The sequence below is a fragment of the Nitrospira sp. genome (assembly GCA_015709715.1).
GTDB lineage: Bacteria > Nitrospirota > Nitrospiria > Nitrospirales > Nitrospiraceae > Nitrospira_A.
Map to the genome: position 1 here is coordinate 4069514 of CP054184.1, position 14353 is coordinate 4083866.

Annotated in this window: 13 protein-coding genes; 12 read left to right on the plus strand and 1 reads right to left on the minus strand. The window is 59.3% G+C overall.

Annotation, left to right across the window (positions count from 1 at the left end; translation table 11 throughout):
- Nucleotides 1-9: 9 nt before the first annotated feature.
- On the minus strand, nucleotides 10-738 hold the full coding sequence (locus HRU82_19410) for a 16S rRNA (cytidine(1402)-2'-O)-methyltransferase (GenBank protein ID QOJ36983.1): 729 nt from the start codon (nucleotides 736-738) through the stop codon (nucleotides 10-12).
- A gap of 62 nt (nucleotides 739-800) precedes the next feature.
- Between HRU82_19410 and ccsA the strand changes: the two genes are divergently transcribed.
- From ccsA to HRU82_19470, 12 genes are all read left to right on the plus strand, one after another.
- The gene (gene ccsA / locus HRU82_19415; protein QOJ36984.1) at nucleotides 801-1607 is read left to right on the plus strand and encodes a cytochrome c biogenesis protein CcsA; all 807 of its coding nucleotides are present in this window, start codon (nucleotides 801-803) and stop codon (nucleotides 1605-1607) included.
- A gap of 1 nt (nucleotide 1608) precedes the next feature.
- Nucleotides 1609-3015, plus strand: a complete 1407-nt coding sequence (locus tag HRU82_19420) for a glutamyl-tRNA reductase (protein ID QOJ36985.1) — start codon at nucleotides 1609-1611, stop codon at nucleotides 3013-3015.
- Nucleotides 3016-3102: 87 nt separating this feature from the next.
- Nucleotides 3103-4035 (plus strand): hydroxymethylbilane synthase, encoded by a 933-nt coding sequence (gene hemC, locus HRU82_19425; protein ID QOJ36986.1) that lies wholly within the window; start codon nucleotides 3103-3105, stop codon nucleotides 4033-4035.
- A 5-nt stretch (nucleotides 4036-4040) separates the two neighbouring features.
- Nucleotides 4041-5600, plus strand: a complete 1560-nt coding sequence (cobA, locus tag HRU82_19430) for a uroporphyrinogen-III C-methyltransferase (protein ID QOJ36987.1) — start codon at nucleotides 4041-4043, stop codon at nucleotides 5598-5600.
- 50 nt (nucleotides 5601-5650) lie between these two features.
- Nucleotides 5651-6043 (plus strand): CBS domain-containing protein, encoded by a 393-nt coding sequence (locus HRU82_19435; GenBank protein QOJ36988.1) that lies wholly within the window; start codon nucleotides 5651-5653, stop codon nucleotides 6041-6043.
- A 7-nt stretch (nucleotides 6044-6050) separates the two neighbouring features.
- Nucleotides 6051-7022 carry a porphobilinogen synthase gene (gene hemB, locus HRU82_19440; GenBank protein ID QOJ36989.1) on the plus strand — a complete coding sequence of 324 codons (972 nt, stop codon included), beginning with the start codon at nucleotides 6051-6053 and terminating at the stop codon, nucleotides 7020-7022.
- A gap of 8 nt (nucleotides 7023-7030) precedes the next feature.
- Entirely contained in the window at nucleotides 7031-7999 is a 969-nt protein-coding gene (locus tag HRU82_19445) for a bifunctional riboflavin kinase/FAD synthetase (protein QOJ36990.1), read from the plus strand.
- Nucleotides 7999-9453: a tRNA lysidine(34) synthetase TilS gene (gene tilS / locus HRU82_19450; GenBank protein QOJ36991.1), complete on the plus strand. Its 1455-nt coding sequence runs from the start codon at nucleotides 7999-8001 to the stop codon at nucleotides 9451-9453. Before HRU82_19445 ends, tilS begins: the two co-directional genes overlap by 1 nt.
- Nucleotides 9454-9455: 2 nt before the next feature.
- Complete coding sequence (gene hpt / locus HRU82_19455; GenBank protein QOJ36992.1) at nucleotides 9456-10007, plus strand: hypoxanthine phosphoribosyltransferase; 552 nt, start codon at nucleotides 9456-9458, stop codon at nucleotides 10005-10007.
- A gap of 88 nt (nucleotides 10008-10095) precedes the next feature.
- Nucleotides 10096-11910 (plus strand): ATP-dependent metallopeptidase FtsH/Yme1/Tma family protein, encoded by a 1815-nt coding sequence (locus HRU82_19460; GenBank protein ID QOJ36993.1) that lies wholly within the window; start codon nucleotides 10096-10098, stop codon nucleotides 11908-11910.
- Between the two features lie 201 nt (nucleotides 11911-12111).
- Entirely contained in the window at nucleotides 12112-12990 is an 879-nt protein-coding gene (folP, locus tag HRU82_19465) for a dihydropteroate synthase (GenBank protein QOJ36994.1), read from the plus strand.
- The gene (locus HRU82_19470) at nucleotides 12983-14332 is read left to right on the plus strand and encodes a phosphoglucosamine mutase (GenBank protein QOJ36995.1); all 1350 of its coding nucleotides are present in this window, start codon (nucleotides 12983-12985) and stop codon (nucleotides 14330-14332) included. Before folP ends, HRU82_19470 begins: the two co-directional genes overlap by 8 nt.
- Nucleotides 14333-14353: the final 21 nt, after the last annotated feature.

The following is a 14353-nucleotide window of genomic DNA, read 5'->3' on the forward strand; positions in this document are numbered from 1 at the left end:
CCTTGGTCGTCAATTCCTCCGTCTCCTTCCTTCGAGTACCAGCGTGGCTCGGACGTCGTCGCCGCCAGGAATTGTTGCGATAAAGTCGCTCAGGCTGCCCCGGATGACCTGTTCTTCGGGGCTGGTAAGGTTCAGCACCAACACCGCTCGCCGATCACCCAGAACGTCATGGATCAACGGCAGCATCTGTCGAAGGTCCTGTCCCGAAAAAAAGAACACCAAGGTGCGCGGCTCAGAACGCAAGGCCTCGAGCCGTGTCATCCTCGTACGTGAGCCGCTGCGGCCCCATCTCCCCTCGAACACAAATGCGTCGCCGTCCATTCCTGCCGCGACCACCGCTGCCGTCACGGCAGAGGGGCCGGGAATGACGCAGATCTGAATGTGATGTCGGGCGGCCGCTGCGATGAGCAACTTCCCAGGATCGAACACCAACGGCATCCCGCAGTCGGACACCAACGCAATGTGGTCGCCCCGCATCAGGCGCTGGATGAGAATCGGTACCTTTTCAGCAGCATTGTTCCGGTCGTACGCGGTTAAGGTGACATGAAGGCCATGATGTTCCAGCCATGATCGTGTGGCGAGGGGATTTTTGCTTGCAACGAGAGCAACCTTTCGTAAGGTCGTGAGGGCACGGATCGACACATCGTCCGGATGTCCGATCGGAACGCCGACGATGAACAAGATTCCGGGAGGAGCGATCTTTCGAGCATGCTTTTCTTGACTCCATTCTTGTCGCATCGATATAATTTTCAATTCCAAAAATTCAGTGTTGTTTCGATTGGTTGCGAGGTGGAAGCGAGATGTCGTCCGGGTTTTTTCTGCTTACGATGGCGCTGTACTTCGGGAGTACGGTCTGTTACCTCGCGTATCTCCTCCGGCGAGCGGAAACTCTCTCGAAAGTCTCCTTGGGCATTACCGCGGGTGGCTTCGGCACGCACACTGTGGCGTTGGTTGCCAGGATGACCGACAGTGCCCAAGCTCAGCTTCCGACCTTCCACGAAGCGCTCTCCTTTTTTTCTTGGATGTTGATTTTGGTGTTTCTTGCGGTCGAGTTCCGCCGTCAAATCCACGTGCTCGGTTCTTTCATGGTGCCGCTGGCCCTCGTATCGCTTGTGACCGCGGCGGCGTTTCGGTCCGAGGGAACCGCCACTCTCCAACCGGTTTTTAAAACGCTGTGGGTTCATGTCACCCTCAGCATGTTGGGCACGGTGGGGTTTGCCGTCGCGTTCGTTGCGGGTGTGATGTATCTCATTCAGGACGGGCTTCTCAAGTCCAAGCGGTTCAATATCCTCTATGCGAAATTGCCGGCGCTCGATTATCTGGACCATTTGAACCAGCAGTCCATCGTCATGGGATTTCCGCTCCTGACGCTGGGGATCATCAGCGGGGCCTTTTCGGCTGAGATCGTTCGCGGGACCTATGTGAACTGGAATCCCGAGCAAACCTGGGCCATGGTGACCTGGGGGTTTTACTTCGTGGTGCTCGTCGGCCGCCTCACGATCGGGTGGCGGGCGAAGCGGGCCGCGTATCTGACGATCATCGGCTTCGCGGGCGTCATTCTCACCCTGATCGGAGTCGTCATAAAGAGTCACGGGTCGGTGTCCTGACATGCATGTGATCGTCGTCGGGCTGAGCCATAAAACCGCACCGGTCGAAATCCGTGAAAAGCTCGCGGTTCCGGAAAGTCGTCTCCGGGAGGCCCTCTCGCGGCTCTGTTCGTATCAAGGAGTGCGCGAGGGGCTGCTGCTGTCGACGTGCAACCGCGTCGAAGTGTATGCGGTGGTCGAGGACCTGGAGCACGGATACGGTCGGGTGCAGGAATTTCTGGCCGACACACACCTGTCCCTCTCCTCTGAACACCTTACGCCGCATCTCTATTGGCATGCCGACGACCGAGCCATCGCCCACCTGTTTCGAGTGGCCGCCAGCCTCGATTCCATGATCGTCGGCGAATCGCAAATTCTCGGACAACTCAAAGATGCCTTCGAGGTGGCCTTGATCCATAAGGCCTCGGGCTTGTTCCTCAACAAGATCGTCAAGAAGGCGATCTCCGTCGCCAAGCGTGTTCGCACGGAGACGAAAATCGCTGAAACCGCCGTCTCGGTGAGTTATGCGGCTGTGGAACTGGCCAAAAAGATCTTTTCAAACCTGACCGAGAAGACGGTGCTCCTGATCGGAGCCGGCGAAATGGCCAAATTGGCGGCTCGGCACCTCATTGCCAACGGTGTCCGTCAGGTGCGGATCACGACGCGCAACTTCCAGCATGGGTTGGAATTAGCGCAGCGGTTTAACGGAACGGCGGTTCCGTTCGACGATTACCGGACGGAGTTGGCCGGCGCTGACATCGTCCTGGTCTCGACGGGCGCTGCGCATTATCTCGTCACCGCGGAGGACGTGCAACGGGCGATGCGGCAACGGATGAATCGTCCCATGTTCCTGATCGATATTTCTGTACCCCGTAACATTGATCCCGCCGTTCGGCCCATCGATGACGCGTTCCTGTTCGATATCGACGATTTACACATGCGGGTGGAACAGAACCGGGAAGATCGGCTGCGGGAGGCCTCCAAGGCCGAACAAATGGTGATCAAAGAGGTTGCTGTCCTGGGGCAGTGGTTGCAATCGTTGGAGGTGACGCCGACGATTGTGGCCTTGCGGAACCGAACGGAAGATATCAAACGGCGCGAAGTCGAAAAGCTCCTTGCCAGGCTCGCGCACCTGTCGCCCGAGGATCGAGCGGCGGTGGAAGGGATGGCCTCCGCCATCATCAATAAAATCGTGCATGGGACGATGGTCACGCTCAAGGCCGAGGCTGCATCTTCCAGCGGAGCGGCATATGTAGAGGCCGCCCGCCGATTTTTCAGTTTGGAACCGCCGGCGGCTTATGCCATGGCCCAACCAGGCGACGCGGAGCGCCCGAGCGAGGGTGCCTCCGGCAACGGCGCCGCACGTCTGCCGGAGCCGGCACCATTGATTCCGAAGGCCTCCAAAGAACAGGGCCGGCGCGTCAGTTGACGCAACCGGTTGTGAGGAGCAGATGAATACCAGTATACAAATCGATCGGCATCAGGCTGCCGCTCCATCCAAGAGCGGCGGTCACCAATGAATCGCACCACGCTTGTGCTTGGTACCAGAGGGAGCAAGCTTGCGCTACAGCAGAGTCAGTGGGTCCAGGCACGCTTGCAAGAATTGGCACCGGACGTCACTATCTCTCTGAAGCAGATTCACACCTCAGGAGACAAGATTCTCGATGTCCCATTGGCCAAGATCGGCGGCAAGGGGCTCTTCGTCAAGGAAATCGAAGACGCTCTCTTGAACAAGGAGATCGACCTGGCCGTCCACAGCATGAAGGATGTGCCCACGTCGCTCCCGGAAGGATTGGCCATCCTGTGCGTCCCGCCGCGAGAAGATCCACGTGATGCCCTCATCTCACGAGACGGGCGATCTCTCGACCAGTTGCCGTCAGGGGCCCGCATCGGCACCAGCAGTTTGCGTCGGCAGGCTCTGTTGCTCCACCGTCGTCCTGATTTCGTCATCGACATGTTGCGCGGCAATCTGGACACCCGCTTGAGAAAATTGCGCGAAGGACAGTTCGATGCCATCATCCTGGCTGCTGCGGGTTTGCGGCGGCTCGGATGGGAACAGGAAATTACGGAATACCTGGCAACCGACCTCAGCCTTCCTGCTATCGCACAGGGTGCGCTCGGTATTGAGGCCCGTCAGGACGACCGGTTTGTGGCTGAATTGTTGGCCCGCTTCGAACATCGTCCGACACGTATCACCGTGACCGCGGAACGCGCGCTGCTCCACCGCCTTGAGGGGGGGTGCCAGGTACCCATCGCGGCCCATGCCCTGTTAGAGGACGAGCGGGTGACATTGGACGGTTTGGTAGCCAGCGTGGATGGCCGCCGAATGGTTCGTCATCAGATCCAGGGTGATGCGTCAGAGGCTCGGCAGCTGGGCACTCAGCTGGCAGAGCGACTACTGGCCGACGGCGGCGAGGAAATTTTGAATGCCATCTATGGACGGGCGTGAGTGAGATGACGCTGCGTAGAGGCACGGTTTACTTGGTCGGGGCCGGTCCCGGCGATCCCAAGCTGCTGACGTTGCGCGGCAAGGAATGCCTTGAGGCAGCGGATGTCGTTTTGTACGATTACCTCGCCAATGAGGCCTTGCTGGACCACGTGCTCCCCCACGCGGAACGAATTTACGTCGGGCGGCGGGGGCGAGGGCACTATCGTGATCAAGGGGACATCAATCGGCTCTTGGTCGACCGTGCGGCTGAAGGGAAGATCGTGGTGCGGCTGAAGGGTGGCGACCCCTTCGTGTTCGGACGGGGCGGAGAGGAAGCGGAAGCTGTGGCGGCGGCAGGTCTTCCGTTCGAGGTGGTGCCTGGCGTGACGGCGGCAATCGCCGCACCGGCCTACGCCGGCATTCCCGTCACCCATCGCACCCTAGCTTCTACGGTGACCTTCGTCACCGGCCATGAAGATCCGACGAAGGACCGGAGCGGCGTGGAGTGGAGGCGACTGGCCACTGCGCATGGCACGTTGGTCTTTCTGATGGGGATGACCAACCTACCCAAGATTGTGGATTGCTTGCGCGCAGAGGGGAAGGAGGAGACGACCCCTGTTGCCGTGATTCGCTGGGGCACGAGGGCAGCGCAACGGACTGTGGTCGGTACCTTGAGCGACATTGTGGTGAAGGCGGCTGCGGCCCAGATGGAGCCGCCGACGGTGATCGTGGTGGGGGAGGTCGTCCGCCTGCGTGATCAACTAAATTGGTTTGAACGCCGGCCTCTGTTCGGTATGCGGGTTCTCGTCACCAGACCGAAGGCACAGGCATCGGAGTTTGCCGACCTCATTGCCGCATACGGGGGAGAGCCGGTGATGTGTCCGACCATTGAGATCGCGCCGCCCGAGGACTGGTCCCTCGTGGATCGTGCGTTGGATCGGTTGTCGAGCTACCGGTGGCTGATCTTCACCAGCGTCAACGGCGTGGCGCCGTTCATGGCCCGGTTGGCGCAGAAGGGGAAAGATGTCCGGGCCTTGGCTGGTCTGACGATCTGTTGTATCGGGCCTCGGACGGCCGAGGCGTTGACGCCCTATGGGCTGCGTGCCGACGTCATTCCCGAACAGTTCCAAGCGGAGGGGGTTCTGGATGCGCTGGCCGACCGGCCGATGGAGGGAGCGCGGGTCCTGATTCCACGCGCATTGGTGGCGCGGGAAATCCTGCCAGACCAATTGCGCGCGCGAGGAGCCGAGGTGGACGTGGTACCGGCCTATCGGACCATCCGGCCGACCGTGGCGGTGGATCGGCTGAAAGAACAACTCCGTGGCGGCGTGATCGACGTGCTGTCGTTCACCAGTTCCTCAACGGTGCGAAACTTTGTGGAATTGTTCGCATCTCCACAGGAGCTGCAGGAGGCGGTCGGAGGGACTACCGTGGCTTGTATCGGTCCCATCACTGCGGGAACTGCTCGCGAGGCGGGATTTGTCGTCCAGGTGGTGGCGGCAGAGAATACGGTCCCTGCCTTGGCGGAAGCCATGGTTCAACATGCGGAGGGACGGCACCGTGCAGCCGCTGCGGCGAGTCAATAACCAAGAGGCCAGGCAATCGAAGCTGTTCATTATCATGAGGAGGACATTACATGGTCCCAGTTAAATCGTTCATGGTTCCCAAGGAAAAGTTCATCACCGTCGAACGAGATATGGATGTGCGCACAGCCGGGCGATTGATGCGTGATCGCAACATCGGGAGCCTATTCGTCACGAACGGGAAGGACGTGATCGGCATCATCACCGATACGGACATGGTTCGGCGTGTCGTTGCGACCGGAGCCGACATGACGAAGACGACGGTCGAACAAATCATGTCGGCGCCGCTCGTGACGATCGAAGAGCACAAGACCCTCTTGGATGCGAACGATCTCATGGCGCAGACCCACCTTCGCCATCTAGGCGTGACGAGGGACGGTCAACTGGTCGGGATGATTTCCGTGCGTGATCTGGTAGTGTTTCTCACCAACCTTCCGAGGAAGTGAGCGGGGAATGGCCTTTCCGATTCAGCGCATGCGTCGCCTGCGGGAAACCGACGCCTTACGGCGCATGGTCCGCGAAACCGGGTTGACACCCAACGACTTCATCTACCCCGCATTTGTCACAGAGGGAGAGGGGAGACGGGAGCCGATCGCGTCGATGCCGGGCCAAGCGCGGCTGTCGGTCGACCTGTTGGTGAAGGAGGCATCGGAGGTCAAGGCGCTGGGAATTCCGGCGATGATTTTGTTCGGCATTCCCGGACGGAAGGATGAGCGCGGCAGTTCAGGGTATGACCCCGACGGCATCGTACAACGAGCCCTCCGAACACTCAAGGCGCAGGTGCCCGGCTTGGTCCTGATTACCGATGTCTGTATCGACGAGTACACCAGCCATGGCCACTGCGGTATCGTCCGAGACGGGAAGATTCTCAATGACGAGACGTTGGACTGTCTGAGGGCGATGGCCAAGACCCATGTCGAGGCAGGTGCGGACATGGTGGCACCGTCGGATATGATGGACGGCCGGGTCGCCGCCATTCGCGATGAACTCGACCGAGCGGGCTTCGTCGATGTGCCCATCATGGCCTATGCGGCAAAGTTTGCGTCGTGTTTTTATGCCCCCTTTCGTGATGCCGCCCATTCCTGTCCGCAGTTCGGAGACCGGCAGTCGTACCAGATGGATCCCGCCAACACACGCGAAGCCTTGCGGGAGATCGAACTGGATATCGAGGAGGGGGCCGACATCATTATGGTCAAGCCGGCCATGCCCTACCTCGACATCATCAGCGCGGCGCGCGGACGGACCCTGCTGCCGCTTGCCGCCTACCAGGTGAGCGGCGAGTACAGCATGGTCAAGGCGGCGGCCCAAGCCGGTTGGCTGGACGAAACCCGCGCGATGATGGAATCGTTGCTCTCGATCAAACGGGCCGGCGCGGACATGATCTTGACCTATTTCGCCAAAGAGGCCGCCGCACTTCTGCAGTGACACCAGTCATGAAGATTTCTCGCGGGCTCGCCGCTACCAAGCCCCATCCCCACGCGATCGTCACGATCGGAAACTTCGACGGTCATCACCACGGCCATCGGGCTTTGCTGAAAACGGTGGTCGATACGGCGCGTCGAGAGGGGGGTGCGGCCGTGGTGCTGACCTTCGACCCTCACCCTGTCAAGATCCTCGCTCCCCAGGTCAATTTGCAGTTTCTGACCTCGCCGGAAGAGAAATTGGCCTATTTCGATGCTGCGGGCATCGACGAAGTGTTGTTTCTCGAATTCACCCCGGTCTTCGCGCAGCTGAGTCCTGCCGAATTCGTGCGACAGGTGTTGTGCGACGGCATCGGGACTAAACAGCTGTTTGTGGGGGAACACTTCGCGTTCGGCCGGGGCCGTGCTGGTCGCATCGAGGAGTTGAAGACGTGGGGACGCCAATTTGGGTTCCGCGTCCACCCGGTGGCACCGGTGAGGATCGATGGTGAAGTGGTGAGCTCAACGCGGATCCGTCAACTCCTCCAGGCCGGAGAGGTGCAGAAGGCAGCTCGTTTGCTGGGCCGTCCCTATGGGCTCGGCGGAACGGTGATTCCCGGTGCCCACCGTGGAACTGATCTGGGATGGCCGACGGCGAACCTGCGGCTTCCGCCGGGGCGGGTGATTCCTCCGGACGGGGTCTATGCCGCGCACACGATCTGGAAGGATTCCAGTCGCGATTCAATCGTTTACATCGGGACGAGACCGACATTCGGCGCTGGAGAACGGTTGCTGGAAGTCTCCATTCTCGACGAGCGGCTTGAACTGTACGGTGAATCGATCCTCGTGCACTTCATCGGGTTTGTGCGGGGCGATAGGGTCTTTGTTTCCGCATCGGAACTAACCCGGCAGATTAGCCGGGACGTGGAGACCGCGCGGGTGTTCCTTCGCGAAGCGGGGGGGACGGCATCGCGTTTGCCCACGTTGCCTCGGTCGGAGTAATGGCGCCTCCGCCAAAGATTCCCCATCAGCCAATTCATCGTCAGGTTGTCCTGGCTCTGCGTACCAAAGGGTTGGTGACTCCTGGAGAGAAGGTCCTGGTAGCTTTGTCCGGCGGGCCTGACTCCGTGGCCCTGCTTTCCATCCTACACGACCTGGCTCCGGCCTGGAACCTGTCGCTTGCGGCGGTGCATTGCAACTTCGGTTTACGCGGAGCCGAATCAGCCGCCGATGAAGCCTTCGTGGCCGATTTCTCCCAACGGCTGCGCGTACCCTGCGTGATCCGAGACCTCAGCTCGCTGTTCCCGCGCGACAAGCCGCCGCGATCGGTGCAGGCCACCGCGAGGGCTGCACGCTATCGCGTGTTCCAGGAAGTGGCGCGCGAGCTGGGAGCGAATCGGGTAGCTCTTGGACACCAGGCGGACGATCAAGCCGAAACAGTCTTGCTCCGGATGTTGCGAGGAGCAGGGCTCCGCGGCTTGTCCGGTATGCCGCATCGGCGAGGGCTGTTCATCCGTCCGCTCTTGACGGTGTCACGGCGAGAGATTTTGACGTACCTGCAATCTAGGGAGGTGCCCTATCGGCTCGATTCGAGTAACAGGAAATCCATCTATCTCCGAAATCGTATCCGGCAGGAAGTCTTGCCGGTCCTGACCGCCCTATCCCCCGCCGTGGTTCCATTGTTGGCGCGACAAGCCGACCTGGTCCGGGAAGATGATCGATTCTTGGATGCGCTCGCCGCCGGTCGACTGAAGCGGTTGGTTCACTCTCGAGACCGAACGACGATCCTGGTTGATCGGTACGGCCTGACCGCCCAGCCGACGGCCTTGCAGCGGCGAATGCTCCGGCAGGCTGTGGAGGCTCTGGTATCCCCTCCGCGAGTGATGCGTGGAGAGGAGCTGTTATCCATCTTGGACACTGTGGCCTCGGCACGGTCTGGCAAGGTATGGAGGGTGGGCGCGGTGACAGTGCGCTGTGAACAACGACTCATTCGTCTTTCGGTGGAGCCGTCGCCTGAAATCTCAACTTCTCCACCTCTATCCGTCACCATCCCTTCGCTGCCTTGGAGGGCATTGTGGCCCCCTACCGGGGAGTCGGTGTCCCTCCACGTGCTGGAGGAGAAAGAGGCGAACAGCATCCTCGACGGGAAATCGCCCGCGCTCGCGCTGTTTGATGCGGACCGCTTGTCGCTGCCTCTGATGCTGCGTACATGGCAGCCGGGCGATTGGTTTTGTCCTGTTGGGATGGAGGGGCGGCGAAAGAAATTGCAAGATTACTTCGTAGATGCGAAACTGGGCCCCTCTGTGCGTCAACGTATCCCTTTGTTGGTGTCCGGTGACGAGATTCTTTGGGTCGTCGGGCGACGGGTTGATGCCCGATTTGCTGCGACGCGGTCAACCCGCCGATCCCTCGTCGCGCACGTGGCGCCGCCAACAAGCCGGAAAGGAGCCAGGTAGGAATGGAACGCATTTTTGGCCGTCCGATCGTCACACAAGAGCAGATGCGGACGCGCATTCGGGAACTCGGCAGACAGATTGCCTCCGACTATACGGGGAAAGATCTGGTGTTGGTCGGGGTGCTGAAGGGGGCCTATGCGTTCTATGCCGATTTGGCAAGAGCGATCCGTATTCCGATGCGGGTGGAATTCATCGTGGTGACGAGTTACGGATCCGGAAAGAAAACCTCGGGCAAGGTCAAACTGGTGTCGGACCTCACCGAACCGATCGCGGGCAAGGACGTGTTGCTTGTGGAGGATATCGTCGATTCGGGTCTCACCATCAGTTACTTGCTAAAGACCCTGTCCAAACGCAAGCCGCGATCGCTGAAAGTCTGCACCCTCTTGAGCAAGCCGGAGCGCCGGACCGTCGAAGTGGATTTGGAGTACGTCGGCTTCAAGATCCCAAACAAGTTCGTGGTCGGCTATGGACTCGACTACCGACAGAAATATCGCAATCTGCCGTATCTCGCGGCCCTGGATCAGGACGAGGAGTTGGAGCAGGAGTCGGCATGAGAGGTTGTTCCACTTGCGAGACCTATGGTAACATCCTGCAGGATCATTTCTTTTCGCAGTCTGCCTACAATCCTCAAAGGAGAGGTGGATGAATTCACGGGTAAAGAATCTTTTATTCTGGGTCGTCGTCGGCCTGTTCATGATTTTGTTATTCAATCTGTTCAGTGTGCCGACCCATGCACCGGAAGATGAAGTGATATTCAGTGATTTCATGGCCAAGCTCGATAAGGGCGAGGTCATGAAGGTGACCATCAAGGCCAACCACATCAGCGCAATTTTAAAGGACCAAAGCCGTATCAGAACCTATACGGCTGAGTATCCGGAATTGGTCAAGCAACTGCGCGAAAAAGACGTGCAGATCGAGGCCCGTCCGCCTGACGAAAGTCCGTGGTACATCACGTTTTTGGTCACGTGGGGTCCCTTCATTCTCTTCCTCGGTCTCTGGTTCTTCTTGATGCGGCAGATGCAGATCGGCGGCAACAAGGCTCTTTCCTTTGGAAAGAGTCGAGCCAGAATGTTGACCGAAGAGCGGAAGAAGGTGACCTTCTCCGATGTGGCTGGGATTGAGGAAGCTAAGGAAGAGGTGCTCGAGATTATTGAATTCCTCAAGGACCCTCGCAAGTTCCAAAAGCTTGGTGGGCGTATTCCGAAGGGAGTGCTCATCGTCGGTCCTCCCGGGACCGGCAAGACCTTGCTGGCTAAAGCGATTGCGGGAGAGGCCGGAGTGCCGTTCTTCAGCATCAGCGGCTCCGACTTCGTCGAAATGTTCGTCGGCGTGGGGGCGTCGCGCGTGCGCGATCTCTTTGAGCAAGGGAAGAAGCATGCGCCATGCATTATCTTCATCGATGAAATCGATGCAGTCGGACGTTTGCGCGGTGCGGGGCTCGGTGGAGGGCATGATGAGCGCGAGCAGACTTTGAACCAGCTGTTGGTTGAAATGGATGGGTTCGATACGACGGAAGGAGTCATCCTGATTGCGGCGACGAACCGCCCGGATGTGTTGGACCCGGCCTTGTTGCGCCCTGGTCGCTTCGATCGCCAGGTGGTCGTCAACCGACCCGACTTGCGCGGGCGCTCGGAGATCCTGAAGGTCCACACGAAGAAGGTGCCCTTGGCGACCAATGTTGAATTGGAGAAGATTGCTCGAGGGACCCCAGGGTTCTCCGGTGCCGACCTGGAGAATTTGGTCAATGAGGCCGCACTCTGGGCTGCACGGCAGAACAAGAAGGAAGTTGAGCTGATTGATTTCGAAATGGCCAAGGATAAGGTCCTGATGGGTGCCGAACGCAAGAGTATGATGCTCAGCGACGAGGAGAAACGCACGACGGCCTATCACGAAGCCGGCCATGCGCTTATGGCCAAACTGCTTCCCGGTACGGACCCGGTTCATAAGGTCACGATCATTCCGCGAGGGCGGGCGTTAGGCGTCACTATGCAGCTCCCGACGGACGATCGGCACAGTTACTCGAAAGACTTCTTGTATAACAACTTGGCGATCCTCATGGGAGGTCGGGTAGCTGAAGAGCTAATCTTCAGCAGCGTGACCACCGGGGCTGGAAATGATCTGGAACGAGCGACCGAACTGGCTCGCAAAATGGTGTGCGAATGGGGCATGAGCGAGAAGCTGGGGCCGCTCACCTTCGGTAGAAAGGAAGAAGAAATCTTCCTCGGCCGAGAGATTGCGACGAAGCGGGATTTCAGTGAGCAAGTGGCTCTGGAAATCGATCATGAGATCAAGCGCCTGGTCACGGAAAACTACGAGCGGGCTAAACGACTGCTCACGGAAAATATGACCAGCTTGAAGGCGCTTGCGGAGGCCTTGCTGGAAAAGGAAGTGCTCGACGCGTTAGAGATCGATCAGATCATCGTTCAGGGTTCTTCGTCACAGACCGTCCCTGCCTAAATTCCGCAGGGCCTGCTTTACAGGATGCTCGGTATGGCTCCTGTGAAGCAGGCCTGAGATAGATTCCCTGCTCGCTGCCGGGAAAATGTTTTGAAGGTATTCGATTCCCGGCGCCGCTTTCCCACCGTCGGGTCGTGTGTCCCTCAGGAGACTTCTTCGGCTCCGTGGTTTCGTCGGAGCTGCCGCAGATGCGGTTTGGCAATGTCGGCCGACCTTCCTATCTTGACAGCGGGGGCCCATCTGTTTCGGTTCGATAGCGGACCGCTTGTGATGGGCATTCTTAATGTCACACCGGATTCCTTTTCCGATGGCGGGTCGTACATGACGGTTGATCGCGCTGTGGAGCACGCCAAGCAGATGGAAGCCGAGGGTGCGGATGTGATCGATCTCGGCGCGGAGTCTTCCAGACCTGGCGCCCTGGGTATTTCTGAGGAAGAAGAGATTCGACGTTTACTCCCAGTGTTGGAGGCGGTGCGTCGCGCGGTCGCCCTTCCTCTCTCAGTCGACACCGCAAAGGCGGGCGTTGCGCGGTTGGCGGTTCAAGCCGGCGCTAGTCTCATCAACGATATTACGGCCCTACGTGGAGATCCCAAGATGGCCGGGGTGGTTGCTCAAACCGGCGTCGGCGTGGTGCTCATGCATATGCAGGGGACCCCTCAGACCATGCAACAGGCTCCGCAGTATACGAACGTGGTCCAGGAGGTGCTCGAATTTCTGACCGAACGGATTGCGGTCGCCATAGATCGCGGTATTCTACGGAGGCAAATCGTCCTTGACCCGGGTTTCGGTTTTGGTAAGCTCGAAGAGCATAATCTTCAGCTCCTGGCGGAGTTCGATCGTTTGACCCGCCTCGGATATCCGGTGCTTGCCGGTCTGTCTCGGAAGCAATTCATCGGGAACCTCACGCATCAGCCGGTACAGCAGCGCGGGTATGGGACGGCTGCTGCGGTCGCGGTGGCGATGTTCAAAGGCGCCCATATCATTCGAGTCCACGACGTGCGGGCGATGAAGGATGCGGCTGCGGTCGTGTCAGCCATCCGGCGTCATGTGCGTTCTAAGTCAGAGGTAACCAATGCGTAAACTGTTCGGCACAGACGGCGTTCGCGGTGTCGCGAACCTTGAACCGATGACGAGCGAAATCGCCATGCAACTGGGGCGGGCTGCGGCGCATATCTTTATGCGGCGGGCCGGTCGGCACCAGGTCGTGATCGGGAAGGATACGCGGTTGTCCGGTTACATGTTGGAGTCGGCGCTGACGTCCGGCATCTGCTCCATGGGGGTGGATGTGTTGCTGGTCGGCCCCATGCCGACCCCCGCCATCGCCTTTCTGACGCGGAGCCTGCGTGCCGATGCCGGCGTGGTGATTTCGGCTTCGCATAATCCTTACCAAGACAACGGGATTAAGTTTTTTTCCAATCAGGGTTTCAAATTGCCGGACGAGGTGGAGGCCCGAATTGAACAGCTGATCGTGTCGGACGAGATCAAGCATCTCCGCCCGACGGCCGACGCCATTGGGAAGGCCTATCGGATCGGAGACGCCGAAGGACGCTACATTGAGTTCGTCAAACGCTCCCTTCCTCGCGACCTGGATTTTCAAGGCATCAAACTGGTCGTCGACTGTGCCAATGGAGCGGCTTATAAGGTGGCGCCTTCCGTGCTTCGCGAACTTGGTGCGACCATTGAGGTGTTTGGGGACAAGCCGGACGGCATGAACATCAACGATCGCTGCGGGGCGGTGCATCCGGAGCGTTTGCAGGAGCTGGTGTGGGAACATCAGGCCGATCTCGGCATCGCATTGGACGGTGACGCGGACCGCGCGATCTTCGTCTGTGAACAGGGGAAGGTCGTCGACGGTGACCATGTCATGGCGGCATTGGGATTGGATCTCTTTGCGCAGGGGCAGCTGGCGAACAAGACCGTGGTCGGGACAGTGATGAGTAATTTCGGATTGGAACTCGCCATGAACAAGGCGGGGATTCAATTGGCCCGGACGCCGGTGGGTGATCGCTACTTACTCGAGCGGATGCTGGCCGATGGGCATAATTTCGGTGGAGAGCAATCTGGGCATTTTATTTTTTTGGATCATAATACGACCGGCGACGGGTTGATCTCGGCGTTGCAGATCCTCTCGCTGATGAAGCGGACCGGGAAGCCGCTGTCCGAGTTGGCCAAGGCGATGACGGCCGTCCCGCAGGTTCTCCTGAACGTCCATGTCAAACACAAACCCGATCTGGATCAGATTCCCGATATCCAGTCCGCGATCAGGACCGCCGAATCCACACTGAACGGCAGCGGTCGAGTGCTCGTGCGCTATTCCGGCACCGAGCCCTTGTTGCGAATCATGGTGGAAGGTGAGCGCGATGTCATGATCCGCGAGGTGGCGGACCATCTCGCACAGGTTGTTCGGGCTCGTATCGGCTAGCAGCGGGTCCTCCCCGAAGGC